12 protein-coding genes and 1 pseudogene are annotated in these 15,611 nt (G+C 71.2%); 9 read left to right on the top strand and 4 right to left on the bottom strand.

Annotation, left to right across the window (positions count from 1 at the left end):
- Positions 1–17: 17 nt before the first annotated feature.
- A complete protein-coding gene (locus tag ACIRRY_RS17320) occupies positions 18–617 on the bottom strand; it encodes an SH3 domain-containing protein (protein ID WP_403973107.1) in 600 nt (199 codons plus the stop codon).
- Between the two features lie 212 nt (positions 618–829).
- Between ACIRRY_RS17320 and ACIRRY_RS17315 the strand changes: the two genes are divergently transcribed.
- Entirely contained in the window at positions 830–1,780 is a 951-nt protein-coding gene (locus ACIRRY_RS17315; RefSeq protein ID WP_403973104.1) for a hypothetical protein, read from the top strand.
- Here ACIRRY_RS17315 and ACIRRY_RS17310 read toward each other — a convergent pair.
- Positions 1,662–3,158, bottom strand: a complete 1,497-nt coding sequence (locus ACIRRY_RS17310) for a PLP-dependent aminotransferase family protein (protein WP_403973102.1) — start codon at positions 3,156–3,158, stop codon at positions 1,662–1,664. The two genes, ACIRRY_RS17315 and ACIRRY_RS17310, sit on opposite strands and share 119 nt — an antisense overlap.
- Positions 3,159–3,239: 81 nt before the next feature.
- Here ACIRRY_RS17310 and ACIRRY_RS17305 point away from each other — a divergent pair, with 81 nt between their 5' ends.
- From ACIRRY_RS17305 to metG, 5 genes are all read left to right on the top strand, one after another.
- Positions 3,240–3,992: an alpha/beta fold hydrolase gene (locus ACIRRY_RS17305; protein ID WP_403973100.1), complete on the top strand. Its 753-nt coding sequence runs from the start codon at positions 3,240–3,242 to the stop codon at positions 3,990–3,992.
- 52 nt (positions 3,993–4,044) lie between these two features.
- Positions 4,045–5,076: an endonuclease/exonuclease/phosphatase family protein gene (locus tag ACIRRY_RS17300; RefSeq protein WP_403973098.1), complete on the top strand. Its 1,032-nt coding sequence runs from the start codon at positions 4,045–4,047 to the stop codon at positions 5,074–5,076.
- Positions 5,077–5,135: 59 nt separating this feature from the next.
- Positions 5,136–7,157 (top strand): FUSC family protein, encoded by a 2,022-nt coding sequence (locus ACIRRY_RS17295; protein ID WP_403973095.1) that lies wholly within the window; start codon positions 5,136–5,138, stop codon positions 7,155–7,157.
- Between the two features lie 245 nt (positions 7,158–7,402).
- Positions 7,403–9,262: a VWA domain-containing protein gene (locus ACIRRY_RS17290; RefSeq protein WP_403973093.1), complete on the top strand. Its 1,860-nt coding sequence runs from the start codon at positions 7,403–7,405 to the stop codon at positions 9,260–9,262.
- Positions 9,263–9,406: 144 nt separating this feature from the next.
- Positions 9,407–11,137: a methionine--tRNA ligase gene (gene metG / locus ACIRRY_RS17285; protein WP_403973091.1), complete on the top strand. Its 1,731-nt coding sequence runs from the start codon at positions 9,407–9,409 to the stop codon at positions 11,135–11,137.
- Between the two features lie 15 nt (positions 11,138–11,152).
- Here metG and ACIRRY_RS17280 read toward each other — a convergent pair whose 3' ends face one another.
- Positions 11,153–11,893 (bottom strand): SDR family NAD(P)-dependent oxidoreductase, encoded by a 741-nt coding sequence (locus ACIRRY_RS17280; RefSeq protein WP_403973089.1) that lies wholly within the window; start codon positions 11,891–11,893, stop codon positions 11,153–11,155.
- A gap of 117 nt (positions 11,894–12,010) precedes the next feature.
- Between ACIRRY_RS17280 and ACIRRY_RS17275 the strand changes: the two genes are divergently transcribed.
- From ACIRRY_RS17275 to ACIRRY_RS17265, 3 genes and pseudogenes are all read left to right on the top strand, one after another.
- Positions 12,011–12,637 carry a TetR/AcrR family transcriptional regulator gene (locus tag ACIRRY_RS17275; protein WP_403973087.1) on the top strand — a complete coding sequence of 209 codons (627 nt, stop codon included), beginning with the start codon at positions 12,011–12,013 and terminating at the stop codon, positions 12,635–12,637.
- A gap of 46 nt (positions 12,638–12,683) precedes the next feature.
- A complete protein-coding gene (locus ACIRRY_RS17270; RefSeq protein ID WP_403973085.1) occupies positions 12,684–13,160 on the top strand; it encodes a hypothetical protein in 477 nt (158 codons plus the stop codon).
- A 95-nt stretch (positions 13,161–13,255) separates the two neighbouring features.
- Positions 13,256–13,891, top strand: a pseudogene (locus tag ACIRRY_RS17265) (FG-GAP repeat protein); the annotation flags it as partial.
- Positions 13,892–14,115: 224 nt separating this feature from the next.
- Here the strand turns inward: ACIRRY_RS17265 and ACIRRY_RS17260 are convergent.
- A complete protein-coding gene (locus ACIRRY_RS17260) occupies positions 14,116–15,465 on the bottom strand; it encodes a polysaccharide lyase family 1 protein (protein WP_403973083.1) in 1,350 nt (449 codons plus the stop codon).
- Positions 15,466–15,611: the final 146 nt, after the last annotated feature.

The raw sequence follows: 15,611 nt of genomic DNA, 5'->3' as shown, positions 1-15,611 counted from the left end.
TCCCTCCGATTCCCTTCCTACGGCGCCCAGTTCCAGATGCCGCCGCCGGTCGAGGACCCGGACGCGCTCCAGCTCCACGAGCCCGAGACGCTCCACGACCCGGAGGCCGAGGTGCTCCACGAGGACGAGTTGTCACCCCAGTTCGGGTCGTTGTTCCAACTGGAGTTGTTGCCGGAGTTGTTGTCACCCCAGTTGGAGTTGTCGCCGCCGTCCTTCCAGCCCGGACACGGGTCCGAGCAGGACGGCACGCTCCGGCCGCCGGTGTCGACGAACGCGGCGCTGGCCCATGCCTGCGCGCCGACGAGCCAGTACCAGTCGGGATTTCCGTTGACGGTCTGTCCCCTGACCACGCATTGGACGCGGTCCTGACTGCCCGGAGCGAGCGAGTCGACGACGGGGGACCGTGTGGTGGGCGACTGCCGCACGTTCAGATCCGTGCGGGAGGCGATCGTGCCCCAGATCGGACTGCCGCCACCGCCGCCACCGCCGTGACCTTCGGCGTACCTGGACGGTGCTGACGGTGCTGCTGCCGCCGTGGTGCCCGCCGCCGCGACGGCGAGGGTGCCACCGGTCAGCAGGGCCGCGGCGAGAGTCCGCAGGGCCGGAGTGGTGCGCATGTTCGGCCTCCTTCTCCCCAGCTCCAGGAAACACCCGTTCGGGTGAAGCCTCCACCCGAGAGCGGACTCCCCAGTTCCGCCAAGGGTTCCGGGGTTCCGCGAAGGGTTCCGGGCCCGTCCCCCCACCCGTCCGGGCCCGACCCTTAACCCATATGCAGTCAAAAACCCTCGACCCGCTCGCGTACGACGCTCCCCGGCCCTGTTCTGGAGAGGTGCCCCCACGTCTCCGGAGCGCCCTGTCGGCCGTACTCGTCGCCCTCTCCTGCTTCCTGACGCCCTTCGGCGCGCTGGCGGCCTGGGCGGCCTACGGCCTGACCGACTCCGGCCGCTATGTCACCGCGATGGCGCCGCTGGCCGCGGACCCGGCCGTACGGGACGTGATCGCGGACACGGTCGGCGCGGGCATCCTGCGCGAGGTCCGGGTGCGCCGGGTGCACGGCGTGACGGACCGGACGCCCGGCACCGCGCCGTTCGTGCACGAGGCGGTGCGCTCGTTCACCGAGACCCAGGCCTTCCGCGTGGCCTGGGACGAGGGCAACCGGGCCACCCACGACGCCGTACTGGCGGCCCTCCAGGACGAGGCACGGGACGGCACCGTCACCGTCGACCTCGCCCCGGTCACCGCCCAGGTCAAACACCAACTCGCCCTGGAACACGTGCCGTTGGCGAGCCGCATCCCGGTCCAGCACACCGAGGTGGCGGTTCTCCAGGCCGGTGAACTGGGCCCGCTCCGACAGGAGTTCCACGTGCTTGAGGTCGCCGGTTTCTGGCTCCCCGTGGCCGCCGCCGTCTTCGCCGTCACCGGCATCGCCGTCGCCGTGCGCCGCCGTCGCGCGATCACCGCGACCGCGCTCGGCACGGCTCTCGGCGGCGCGCTGCTCGGCCTCGCGCTCGCGATCGGCCGCCACTTCACCGTCGCCGACCTGCCGGCCGAGGTCTCGGAAGCGGCGGGCGGCGCGATCTACGACGCCCTGACCTCGACCCTGCGCCAGGTCGCCTGGCTGCTGCTGGGCGTGGGCCTCACGGTGGCCGCGACGGCCTGGCTCACCCGATACGCCCGCCCGGTACGGGAGTTCCTGCTGCTGCGCCTCGTGCGAGAGCGGCGAGCGTCCGCAATGCCCGCCGCAGATCCGGCACAGCAGCCGACGCGAGCCCAAGTCTGACCGCGTCCGGGGTCCGTTTCGGATCGACACCGAAGGCGGTCCCCGGCGTGACGGCGATCCCGTGTGCCGCGGCGGCGGCCGTGAAGGTGTCGGCCCGCCACGGCGCGGGCAGCTCCCACCAGGCGTAATAGGTGAGCGGATCGGCCCGTACCGCGAACTCTCCCGACTCTCCCGACTCGCCCAACTCCTCGACGACCAGCCGCTGTCGGGCCCTCGCGTCGGCCCGTTTGGCCTCGACCAGCCGCGCCACGGTCCCGTCCGTCATCCACCTCACTCCCGCCTCCAGCGCGAACCGCCCCGCACTCCACCCACCCGACCGGACGGCCACGCCGACGGCCTCGACGCGGCCCTCGGGCACGACGAGAAAGCCGACGGTGAGCCCCGGCGCGACCCGCTTCGACAGCCCGTCGACGACGTGCACGAGACCGGGGGCGTGGGCGGCGAGCGGCGCGGGGGAGTCCGGGTGGTCCAGGGAGCTTGGGGAGTCCGGGGAGTCCGGGGAGTCCGGGGAGTCCGGGGAGTCCGGGGAGTCCGGGGAGCTTGGGGAGTTCGGGGAGCTTGGGTGGTCCGGGGAGTCCGGGTGCAGGAACGACCAGATGCGGTCCTCGACGACGGGCAGCCCCAACTCCCTTATGACCTGGGCGATTTCACGCCTGCGCGCCTCGCCGGTCGTCACCGAGGTCGGATTGTGGAGCGTCGGCTGGAGATAGAGCGCGGAGAGGGGAGCGGTGCGATGCGCGGACCGGACGGACTCCGGGCACAGTCCGCCGCCGTCCGCCTCCAGCGCGACGAGCGTGACCCCGAGCCGCCCCGCGATCTCCTTGACCAGCGGATACGTCAACGGCTCGACCCCGACCCGACCACCGGGCCGGACCAGGGAGGCGAGGGCTGCGGCGATGGCCTGCCGCGCGTTGCCGGTGAAGAGAACACGGTCGGGATCGGGCCGCCAGGTGGGCGTGGCAAGCAGCTCCGCCACCGCCTCCCGCGCCGCCGCCGTCCCCGTCGCGGGCGCCGGACGCAGCGCCTCGGTCAGTACGTCCGGGCGGAGCAGCGGCGCGAGAGCCGGCGCCAGCAGCGCCGACTGGCCGGGCGCGGAAGGGTAGTTGAGCTCCAGATTCACCGGCGCCCCGGTCGCCGCCTCGACGATCGCCTGCCCGTACGGCCCCGCCGCCGCGGCCCGCACGAAGGTGCCGCGGCCGACCTCTCCCACCACCAGCCCCCGGCGCACGAGTTCGGCGTACACCCGCCCGGCCGTGGACCCGGCGATCCCGCGCCGCCGGGCGAACACCCGCTGCGGGGGCAGCCGTTGACCGGGCCGCAGCCGCCCGGAGGCGATGTCGCCGGCGATGCGGTCGGCGATCAGCCGGTAGTCACTCATCGAGCCCCTCCGTCATCGGGATTGCACCGAGGGCAAAGATCTTATTGTACCGAGGAGTTGAGCCGACCTAGGGTCGAGGGCATGCCACCCCTTACCGACCCATACCTCCCCCTTGTCCTCATCCACGGCCACCCCTTCGACCACACGATGTGGACCCCGCAGATCGAGGCGTTCTCCCCCGCCCGCCGGGTCCTCGCCCCCGACCTGCGCGGCTACGGCCGCTCCCCCTCGACCCCCGCCGTCACCCGCTTCTCGGACTTCGCCGCGGACCTGGAGGCGCTGCTGGACGAGGCGGAGGTGGAGACGTTCGTGCTGGCCGGGCTGTCGATGGGCGGGCAGATCGCGATGGACTGCCACGGCCGGTTCCCCGACCGCGTCCGGGGTCTGGTCCTCGCCGACACCTTCCCGGCGGCGGACACCCCGGAGGCCGCCCGCACCCGGAACACGACGGCGGACCGCCTGTTGCGGGAGGGCATGCGCGGCTACGCGGACGAGGTCCTGGAGCGGATGGTGGCGCCGTACGCGGATCCCGAGGTCAAGGCCCACGTCCACCGCATGATGGCGGCCACCGACCCCACGGGTGCCGCCGCCGCCCTGCGCGCCCGGGCCCAACGCCCCGACTACCGCGACCTGTTGACCCGGGTGTCCGTCCCTGCCCTGGTGGTCGTGGGTGCCGACGACACCTACACCCCGGTCGCCGACGCCGAGGCGATGCACGCCGCGCTCCCCGACTCCACGCTCCATGTGATCGAGGGCGCGGCACATCTGCCGAATCTCGAACGCCCCGAGGAGTTCAACGGGATCCTGGGGAAGTTCCTGGCCCGCGTGGAGTGAGGTGAGCGTGGGATGATTTGGGCGTCTACGTCCACTGGCGGAAGGTCACCCTTTGAGCACCACGACCTCCGAGTGGACCGCCGCCGACTTCGTGCCCGAACGCCATCGCGGACGCCGCTTCACGCGCTGGTGTGCGGGACTCCTCTTCGCCGGCGTGAGCGTGGTCGTCGGCTGTCGTACGGCCGACACGGACGCGATCACGCCCGTCCCCCAACTCCTCGCGTTCCTGCCGTGGTTGCTCGCCCCCACCGGCTTCGGGCTGCTCCTCTCCCTCATCACCCGCCGGCGGCTCGGGCTGGTGTGGGGCGTCGCGCTGCTGGGCCTGCTGGCGTGGTTCATCGAGCCGTACGGGAAGAGCAGCGATCCGAGCGGACCGGCGATCGCCGAGTTCCGGGTGCTGACCTCGAACGTCGAGTTCGGGCGGGGGACGGGTGCGCTGGTGCCGGTGATCCGGCGGGAGCGGCCGGACGTGGTGTTCGTGGAGGAGTGCGAGTACACCTGCCAGGCCACGCTGGAGCGGGACTTCGGCACCGAGTTCCGCTACCGGCAGGCGGTGGCGGCGGCCGGTTCGCACGGCTCGGTGATCCTGAGCCGCTTCCCGCTCAAGGGCACGCGGGGCGTCACCGGCACGATGGGCATGCCCGGCGCGGTGGCCGACGTGGACGGTCAGGCCGTACGGCTCCAACTGGCGCACCCCATGCCCCCGTTGCCGAACCAGGTCGCCCTGTGGCACCGCGAACTGGCCCGGCTGCGCGCCTTCGCCGCCGCCGACCCCACCACCCCCACCGTCCTGGCCGGCGACTTCAACTCCTCCCAGGACCACGCGGCCTTCCGCCGCATCCTGGACACCGGACTGCGCGACGCGGCCCGCCTCGCCGGACACCCCCGCACCCCGAGCTGGCCGATGGGGGCACCTCCCACGCCCTTCAGGCAGTGGGGGAGGCTGCTCCCCACCTTCGGCACCCAGATCGACCACGTCCTCCTGTCCCCGGACTTCTCCGCGAACAGCGCCCGCTTCCTCGACCTCGCCGACACCGACCACCGCGCCCTGTTGGTCGACATCACGCTCCACCAGCACGAATAGCCCGGGGACGGTCCGGGCAAGGTCCTTTCTCCGCCGGACGCGCCGCTCATAATGGGCGCATGTCCCGCGAGTTCCCCATCGGCCTCACACCCCCCGACTGGCTGGTGAGGAACCTCCAACCCCAGCAGGCCCCCCTCAACCGGCCGGCGATCGCCCGCGCCGCCGTCGCGATGACCCTCCCCCTCGCGATCGGCCTGGCCACCGGACACACCGCCTACGGCGCGCTCGCCTCCATGGGCGCCCTCTCCGGCGTCATCGGCGACACCGCCGACGCCTACCGCATGCGCATCCTCAACATCGCGATCCCCCAGCTCTTCGGCGCGATCGGCGTCACGCTCGGGGCGGCGGTCTACGACCGGGGCTGGCTCGCGGTCATCACCCTGACCGCCATCGCGCTCGTCTCCGGGATGATCTCGACGATCGGCGCGGTGGCCTCCGTATCGGGCCTGCTGCTGCTCCTCAACTCGGTGATCGGCGCGGGGCTTCCGCTCCCCGGCGCGTGGTGGCCGGCCCCCGTCCTGATGTCCGGCGGCGGCCTCCTGGTCCTCCTCCTCGCCCTGCTGGCCTGGCCGTTGCGCTCCGGGGTCCCGGAACGGGCGGCGGTCGCGAACACCTACCGCACCGTCGCCGACCTCCTCGCCACCTGCGGCGACGACCCCACGGCGGCCTACGACGCGGCCCGCCGGGCCGTCACCCAGTCCCTGAACCAGTCGTACGACCTCGTCCTCGCCCGGCGCGCCCGCCACCACGGCCGCAGCCCCGAACTCACCCGCCTGCTGGCCCAGTTGAACGCGATCACCCCGGTGGTCGAGGCGGCCCCGGCGGTCCACCAGTCCGGCCGTGCCCTCCCCCCACAGATCCGCGACACGGTCCGCCACCTCGCGCACGCCGTCGAGACGGGCTACACCGGCCCGATAGGGCTCGACCTCCCCACCCCCACCGGCGAAACAGCGCGCGCGATCGACCACGCCCTGCGCCACGCGGCCGAGGTCGTCACCGCCCCGGACGTCGACCCGCGCGGCATCGACGACCGCCTCGGCCGCCCCGCGGCCCTCCGCATCCGCGCGGCAAGGGCAGCCCGCAACGTCCTGCTCTCCTCCGGCTCCTGGCGCTACGGCCTGCGCCTGGCCCTCTGCATCGGCCTCGCGCAGGTGCTGGTGTCCACGGTCCCCGTACCGCGCTCGTACTGGATCGCCCTGACGATCACCTTCGTCCTGAAGCCGGACTTCGGCTCGGTCTTCTCCCGGGCGCTGCTGCGCGCGCTGGGCACGGTGGCGGGACTGGTGATCGCGGCGGCGGTGCTGTCGGCGGTGCCGGGGGGCTGGTGGGACGTACTGGTCCTGCTCCTCCTGGCCCCCCTCATCCCCGCCCTGACCCCCCGGGGCTACGGCTACCAGACGATGGCGATCACCCCGGTGATCCTGCTCCTGTCCGACGTCCTGAACCACCAGGGCACGGCACTGCTCCTGCCCCGCCTGGTGGACTCGCTGATCGGCTGCGGGATCGCGCTGGTGGCGGGTTATCTGCTCTGGCCGGAGAGCTGGCACACGAGGGTGGGGGACCGGTTGGCGGAGGCGGTGGCGGACACGGCGACGTACGTGGAGTCGGCGTTCGGGGCGTCTACGGCTGCCGGGGTCGGGACCGGGGCCGGGGTTTCTGCCGGTGCCGGTGCCGGGGGCTCTGCCGGTGCCGGGGTGGAGGTCGACCCGGCCGCCCGCGCCCGGATGCGGCGCCGCCTGTACCGCGACCTGTCCGTCATCCGTACGGAGTTCCAGCGCGCCCTCACCGAACCCCCGCCCACCGGTCGTCTCGCCGCCGGCTGGCTCCCGCTGGTCGTCGCCGTGGAACGGATCGTCGACGCGACGACGGCGGCGAGGGTACGGGTGAAGCACGGGGCACCGTCTCCGCCCTCCGCCGAGGTGACCCAAGTGGTGCTTCAGCTACGGGAGTTGTCGGAGGGCGTACGCGAGTCGGAGGTCCTGGTGGAGGTCCGTACGGATCTGACGGGCCCGGCGGAGAGCGTCCTGGAGCCGCTGCGGCAGGAGGTCGCGGCGGCACGGGCGATCGCTTCGCCGCACTGAGGACGCGATTTCATGTGAACGGCGCGTGAACCGGTCGGCGGGTGGGGCCGGGGGGCGGGCCTGTGAGTACGCAGGTGAGTACGCAGGTGAACGGGCGAGCGAAGTGGTGGCTGAAACAGGGGGTGTTGACAGGACGCGTCCCACGCGCCTTGCCCCTGCCTAAGATCGCCATCCGAGGCCGCTAACCTTACGTGTCCGTCCTGGCCAGGGATTGACGGCTTCAACTCACGCGAAGGGTTGCGCACATGGGCATTCTCACTCTCCTGCGGAATGCGTTCGGCAGGTCACGCAAGGAGCGTGCCACCGGAGCAGAGGGTGCGGAACGCACTCCTTCGCAAGAGCAGCCGACCGCGGTGGAACCGGACGCGAAGGTCCCGTCCCCGTCCACCGAACCCGACCTCACGTCGACACCGACCCCGTCACCTGCGGCAACGGCCCAGGTACCGGAGCCCCGCGCGTCCTCCACCCAGGAGGAGGACGACGAGCACGACCTGGTGGCGTTGGCCTTCGACAACGTGACGGTCCCGAAGCCGGCGACGTCGGTGGAGGGGGCGGAGGGTACCGGGGCGGCGGCTGCGGGTACGGCCGTGGGTACGGCTGCGCCTTCGGCTGAGGTTGTTGCCGAGCCGGTGACCGAGGTAGTCGCCGAGCCGGTGCCCGAGGTGGCTGCTGAGCCGGTGACCGAGGCCGTGGTTGAGCCGACGGATGATGTGGTTGTCGAGCCGGTCGCCGAGGTCGTAGTTGAGCCGGTGGCTGAGACTGTCGCTGAGGCGGAGCCGGTCGGTGAGGTGAAGGCGGACGCGGACGCGGTCGCGGTCGTTGAGGAGACGGCGGACGCGGAAGCGAAGCCTGCGGCTGAGGTGACGGCGGAGGCGGAGACCGAGGCGGTCGCGGAAACCGAGCCGGTCGTCGAGGCGGAAGCGGAAGCCGAAGCGGAGCCTGCGGCTGAGGTGACGGCGGAGCCCGAGACGGAGCCGGTCACTGAGCCGGAGGCGGTCGTCGAGCCCGAGCCCGCGCCGGTCGCTGAACCTGCCGCCGAGGTGACGCCGGAAGCCGAGCCGGTCGCGGAGACCGAGCCCGAAGTGGAGCCGGTCGCGGAGAGCACGCCTGAGCCGGAGGCCGAGGTGGAGCCCGTCGCGGAACCGGTCGCCGAGAGCGCCCCCGAGGCGGAGCCCGTGGCCGCAGCGGTGGCCGAGTCGTCGGTTCCCGAGGTGGCTGAGCCGGTGCTCGACGAGGTGGCCGAGCCGGTCGCGGCGGAGGTCATCGCCACCACCGAGCCGATCGCCGAACCGATCGCCGAACCCGTTGCCGAACCCGTGGCGGAGCCCACGGAAGAGGTTGTCGCGGAGCCCGTTCTCGCGGAGCCCGTCGCCGCAGCCGCCGACGGCGGGTCCGCCACGCAGGGGCCACCCGCACCCGACGACGAGAGCGTCACGGGCGGTGCGGGTGGGGAAATCCTGACGGCCGAGGGCGTAGCCGAGGCCGTGGGGTCCGGTTCCGCTGCCGTCGCGATCGGCAAGGCCGGCCTCACCGGTACCCGAGCGAAGGTCTACCTCGTCCTCGACCGCTCCTCCAGCATGCGCCCGTACTACAAGGACGGTTCCGCACAGGCCCTGGCCGACCAGACCCTCGCCCTCGCGACCCACCTGGACCCCGACCCCACCCCCACCGTCCACGTCGTCTTCTTCTCCACGGAGGTCGACGGCACCACCGACCTCACCAACGCCTCCCCCGAGAACACGATCGACGAGACCCACGCCGGCCTCGGCCGGATGGGCCGCACCAGCTACCACGCCGCCGTAGCAGCCGTACTCGCGCACTACGACGCGAACGCCACCCCGGCCACCCCCGCCCTGGTCGTCTTCCAGACGGACGGCGCCCCGGACGCGAAGACCCCGGCCACCCAGTCCCTCACGGACGCCGCCAAGTCGCACGCCTCCGTCTTCTTCTCGTTCGTCGCGTTCGGCGACCACGACAACAAGGCCTTCGACTACCTCCGCAAGCTGAAGACCGACAACACGGCCTTCTTCCACGCGGGCCCGACCCCCCTGGAGCTCACGGACGCGGAGCTCTACGACGGCGTGCTGATCGACTGGCGCCCGTAACCGCACAGCCGTAGGACACAGTCGTAGGACAACGTGCCGCCCGCTTCCCACCCCGTAAAACGGGAGGCGGGCGGCATACCCATGTCGGCTACGATTTCAAGGTTCGCGACAACAGCAGCACACCGACCTGGGAGCAGCCCTCCAATGGCTCGACACCTCATCACCAGCGCCCTTCCGTACATCAACGGGATCAAGCACCTGGGCAACATGGTGGGGTCCATGCTCCCGGCGGACGTGTACTCCCGCTACCTCCGCCAGCGCGGCCACGACGTCCTGTACATCTGCGCGACTGACGAACACGGCACCCCGGCCGAGCTGGCCGCGAAGGAACAGGGCATCCCCGTAGCCGAGTTCTGCGCGCAGGCGCACGACGCGCAGAAGGCGGTCTACGACGGCTTCGCGCTGGCCTTCGACTACTTCGGCCGCAGCTCCTCCCCGCAGAACCTGGAGATCACCCAGCACTTCGCCCGCCGCCTCAACGAGAACGGCTTCATCGAGGAGCGCGCGATCCGCCAGGTGTACTCGCCCGCCGACGGCCGCTTCCTCCCGGACCGCTACGTCGAGGGCACGTGCCCGCACTGCGGCTACGACAAGGCCCGCGGCGACCAGTGCGAGAACTGCACCCGGGTGCTCGACCCCACCGACCTGATCAACCCGCGCTCGGCGATCTCGGGCTCCACCGACCTGGAGGTGCGGGAGACCAAGCACCTCTTCCTCCTCCAGTCGAAGCTCCAGAACGAGGTCGAGGAGTGGGTCGCCGCCCACGAGGAGGAGTGGCCGCAGCTCGCCTCCTCCATCGCCCGCAAGTGGCTCACCGAAGGCCTGCACGACCGCGCGATCACCCGCGACCTGGACTGGGGCATCCCGGTCCCCGCCGACACCTGGCCCGAGCTCGCGGCGGAGGGCAAGGTCTTCTACGTCTGGTTCGACGCCCCCATCGAGTACATCGGCGCGACGAAGGAATGGTCGGACGCGGCCCCCGAGGGCGAGATCCGCGACTGGAAGTCCTGGTGGTACGAGGCGGACGCCGGTGAGAACCCGGTCCGCTACACGGAGTTCATGGCGAAGGACAACGTCCCGTTCCACACGGTGATGTTCCCGGCCACCCAGCTCGGCGTCCGCGAGCCGTGGAAGAAGGTCGACTACGTCAAGGCCTTCAACTGGCTGACGTACTACGGCGGCAAGTTCTCCACGTCCCAGAAGCGGGGCGTCTTCACCGACCAGGCCCTGAGCATCCTCCCGGCCGACTACTGGCGCTACTTCCTGATCGCCAACGCCCCCGAGTCCGACGACTCGTCCTTCACCTGGGAGCACTTCACCGCCACGGTGAACAAGGACCTCGCGGACACCCTCGGCAACTTCGTCAACCGCGTCCTGTCCTTCTCGAAGAAGCGCTTCGGCGACGAGGTCCCGGCGGGCGCGGCGGCGGGCGAGCCGGAGACGAGGCTCGGCGAGCAGACCGCCGCCCTGCTCGCCGAGTACGAGACCCAGATGGAGGCCCTCCAGTTCCGCAAGGCCGCCGCGGCGCTGCGCGCCCTGTGGTCGGCGGGCAACTCCTACCTGGAGGAGAAGGCCCCCTGGCTGGAGATCAAGACCGACCCGGAGGCCGCGGCCCTCACCCTGCGCACGGCGATGAACCTGATCCACCTCTACGCGGTGGTCTCGGAACCCTTCATCCCGTCCTCGTCGGCGGCGATGCGCGCGGCCTTCGCCCTGCCCGACGACACGGCAACATGGGTGTCTTCGGACGAGGCGAAGTCGCTGACCGCCATCCCCGCGGGCACCCCCTTCACGGTCCCCCCGGTCCTCTTCGCGAAGCTCACGGACGAGGACCTGGAGACGTACAAGGAGCGCTTCGGCGGCGACCAGGGCTGACCTGGTCGCCACTTCTCACCCGAGCACGTTGAAGGTCACCTCCGCCCGATCTCGCCGCGCCGCCAACTCCCAGGCGGCGTCGGCGATGTCGTCGGGGTTCAGGGTCCGCTCACCGATGTTCCCGTAGCGCTCCGGGTGAGCCGTCAGCAGTTGATGGATGTCACCGCGCTCGATGAGTCCGCCGATGACCAGGTTGCCGACGTAGATCTTCTGCTCGGCGAGCGCGGCGTTGAGGGTCAGGGCGTAGTTGCGCAGGGCGGCCGAGGACACGGCGAGCGCGCCGAGCATCGGCATCGGCACCACTGCGCTGAGCCCACCCGCGAACACCAGCACACCGTCACCACGCTCGACCATGCCGGGCAGCACCTTGTTCACGACGTCGACGGCCGGATACATCCAGCTCATCGCCTCCCGGACACCGGCGGAGTCGGTCTCGGTGATCGATTCGGGGCGCGCGTCGAGGTCGAGGGCGCCCGGCCCGTAGTAGACGGCGTCTATGTGCCCGTACCGCTCCGCGACGGCGTCGAGCACCGCCCCGAGCCGCTCACCGTCGCGCACATCGGCGACGTACGACCCGGCGTCGATCCCCGCCGCCGCGAGCGACGCGACGTAGTCCGCGTGCCGGGTGTCGCTGCGGGAGACCAGCGCCAGGGCGTACCCCTCGCGGCCGAAGCGGTGCGCGACGGACATGCCGAGGCCGGGTCCGACGCCGATGACGACGGCGACCTTGGGGTCTGACGAGGTGGGTGCGGACATGACGGTGCCCTTCGACGATGGAGAGGTACCCGGAACAGAGAACTTGAGGATTGCCTCAACTTCAGGCGACCGTAACACCTAACCTGAGGCTTGTCTCAGGTTCCGTATGATGGAGCCATGCCCAAACCCCTGCGGGCCGACGCCGCCCGCAACCGCGCGAAGCTGCTCACCGCCGCCACCCGGCTCTTCGGCGAACGTGGCCTGGACGCGCCGCTGGAGGAGATCGCCCGGCAGGCCGGGGTCAGCATCGGCACGCTGTACAACCACTTCCCCACCCGGGAGGCGTTCTGGGACGCGATCCTCCCGGAGCGGCTGGCCACGCTGGAACGGATCATGGATACGGCGCTGGCGGCTCCGGACCCCTGGGACGGGTTCGTCGGGTACATCGAGGGGCTCTTCGCGCTACAGGCCGAGGACCACGGCCTCAACGACGCGATGGCGCAACGGTTCCGGGCGGCGGGGGAGGTCGAACAGGCCTGTCACCGCGGCTTCCAGCGCGCGGAGCTGATCATCCAACGGGCCCGGGACAGCGGGCAGTTGCGCCCCGATTTCGAACCGGAGGACCTGGTCACCCTGATCTGGGCGATGTCCCAGGTGATCCGGGAGTCGATGGAGACCGCGCCCGACGCCTGGCGCCGCTGCCTGGCGTTCTTCCTCGACGGACTGCGGGCTGGTGCGGCGCATCCCATCGCGGTGCCACCATTGGCCCAGGGCCAACTCAGCGAGGTCATGCGGGCTCGGTGACGGACCCCGACGTAGACGTGTTCGCGCCAACCCGTAAGGTTCCGCCATGGCAGTCCCCGAGGTCATTCCGATCGCCTACGAGCCGAATCAGCGCAGCGGTGCCGTGGGCCGCTACGCGGACGGCCAGTTCCTGGCGTCGGTCACCTACGCGTTTCCCCAAGGCTTCCGTCCCGACGACGGCTGGGAAGAGCAGAAACGTCTCTACACGGTGCTCCACACCTTCGATACCGCGGGCCGGTACCGCGACTCGGAGATCTGGTGCGCCGGCACCTGGGCCGAGCAGCAGCGCGCCCCGCACGGCGACGACTCGGTCCTCTCGCAGGCCCGAATCCACCTGGCGAAACTGCTCCGCGCCCTCCCCCGCCGCAGCTACACCGACATCGCGGTCCGCCCCTTCCAACGCACCGTCGACGGCGTCCTGTTCGGCCTGCTGGTCGAGGAGGACGAGGACGGCAGCTGGGCCGAGCTGTATCCGGACCGGCACGCCTTCGGGCCGCCGTGGGACGGCACGTACGACGGCTGAGTCCTCACCCTCAACTCCCTTACAGCCAGGGGCTTCACACTGCACGCCTGGTGTCGGCGCACAGGGGGCGCGTCGGGGGTGGGAGGGGGACTCGCATGAGCAACTCGACGGTGTCCGGCGGAAGATGGCGGGCCGCGGCGGTCGTCGCCGCGGCCCTGGTCGGCGGGACACTGCTGCCCGCCGCGCCCGCGCTCGCCGTGCACGGAGCGGTCCCCGGCGACTTCAACGGTGACGGCTACCGCGACGCCGTCCTGCCCGCGCCGGGTGCGAACGTGGCCGGCAAGGAGGCGGCGGGCGCGATCGTCGTCCTGTACGGGTCCTCGTCGGGCCTCTCGGCGGCCCACCGCAAGACGATCACCCAGGACACCGTCGGGGTACCGGGCACGGCCGAGGCCTACGACGAGTTCGGCACCGCCACCGCGACGGCGGACCTCAACCGGGACGGCTACGCGGACCTCGTGGTCTCCACGCCGTACGACGACGAGTTCGGCGGCGCCCTGGCCGTGGCCGACCTCAACCGGGACGGGCTCGCCGACATCGTCGTCGGCGCCCCGTTCGAAGGCGTCGCCGGCCAGAGCCGGGCCGCTTCGGTGACCGTGATTCCCGGCCGCCGCACAGGTGCGCTCGGCACCGGCGCCTACTCATTCACCCAGGACACCGCCGGGGTCCCCGGCGCCTCCGAGACCGACGACTTCTTCGGTACGACGGTCTCGGTCGGGGACGTCGACAAGGACGGCAAGCCCGAACTGTTCGTGAGCTCGGAGCTCGGAGCACGAGAACGCGGACACGGGCGCGGGCGCGGTCTGGGTCTTCCCCGGCGGCACCTCCCGTCCGACGGCCACGGGCACCAAGCTGTTCACCGCACCGGCGGTCGGCCTCACCCAGCAGAGCGACACGGCCCTGGGCGGGTACGGGCTGCTCTGGCTGATCTGAGTCAACCGCCGCTCACTGGGGGCTACTTGAGGACGCCGGCCCCGGTCGTGCCGGCGAGCTCCGTCGGCAGGTTCTTGGCGGAGGTCTCCAGCCCGGCCGTGAGGGTCGGCGTCCAGTTCACGGTGGTCTTCAGCTTCTTGGAGTTGGCGGCGTTGTAGGCGGCGACGAGGTCGGTGGCGGTGCCGTTGACGAGGTTGCCGCCACCGGCGATGGACCCGGTGCCGTCCCCGCTGAACAGCTTGCCGACCTTCTGACTCGCGGGAATCTTCCAGTAGTTGTCCTCGGCGACGACCTGCGCCTTGGCCCGCGAGTTGACGCTGTACTGAAGGACGTACCCGTTGAGGTTCGTGGTGTCGTAGAAGTTGTTGTAGATGTGGATCTGCCCGATCCGGGCCAGCGGCGCCCGCTGCACGATGCCCTTCCACACGTTGTGGTGGATGGAGACGCGCAGCTTGCCGACGCTGTCGGTGTCGCTGCTGCCGATGAGCATCGTCTTGTCGTGGTTGGTGAACTGGTTGCGCTCGACGGTCACCAGGTCGGAGCCCTTGGTGATGTCGAGGTCGCCGTCGTGGATCTGGTACTGGCGCCCGTAGTACGTCGGGTCGGAGGTGTCGAGCCCCGGCGCGTCGGTGAACGTGTTGTGATCGGCCCAGACATGCGTGGCACCGCGCAGCGTCACGGCGTCGTACTGCGAGTTCCAGTTCCCGCTGTCTCCGTCCGTCGGGTCCCACTGCGGGAAGCAGTCCTGGGTGGCGGCGAAGGTCAGGTTCCGCACGATGACGTTGTCGACGCTCTGGATCTGGAGCATGCCGCCGGTGATCCCCGCGTTGGTGCCGGGCACGCCGACGACGCTGGTGTTGGCCGGCACCCGGAAGATGACGTTCTTCCCCTGCTTGGTCTGCGCCGCGGCCCGCGCCTTCTCCTGCGTACCGGAGGGCAGCTTGGAGGTGCCGTAGGCGGAGGGGGCGAAGGCCTTGAGGTAGGCGGACAGCGAGTAGCCCGTGCCGGATGAGTAGTCCGCGCAGGTCAGCTTCTTGCCGCTGTCGTCGGTGTTGGCGTCGATCGTGCCCTTGATCTTCACGATCCGGGGCGTGGTGTCACTTGCGGACCCGAGCGCCTTCACGAGCTGGGCGCGGGTGCTCACGGTGAAGGTGTGCGCGGCATCGGCCTTCGCCCCACCGGTGGTCCCGGTCCCGGACGAGGCCCAGCCGTCCTTGGCGGCGAGCGTCCGGTGGTACAGGTCGACGCTGGTACTGGCGGCGTTGGCGTTCAGCACGAGGAACCCGGCGCCGACGCCGGCGACAGCCACGGCGGCGGTGACGACGATCGTGCGGCGCTTGCGGAGGGAGCGGCGGTGGGAAGAGGTGGCCACGGGAAGTCCTTTGGTGCGGCGAGGGGTTACGACTCCTCAGTGGCCGTCAGGATCAAGAAGGTTGCCGCGGCCCGCCAACTTTCTTGGTCCTGCCCACAGTTACGGCCCGGGCGCTATGAGGACGCGGATGCCGAAGGTGTCGCCGA

The sequence above is a fragment of the Streptomyces sp. NPDC101776 genome (assembly GCF_044766845.1).
GTDB lineage: Bacteria > Actinomycetota > Actinomycetes > Streptomycetales > Streptomycetaceae > Streptomyces.
This window is presented reverse-complemented; position numbering and strand designations above follow the sequence as displayed.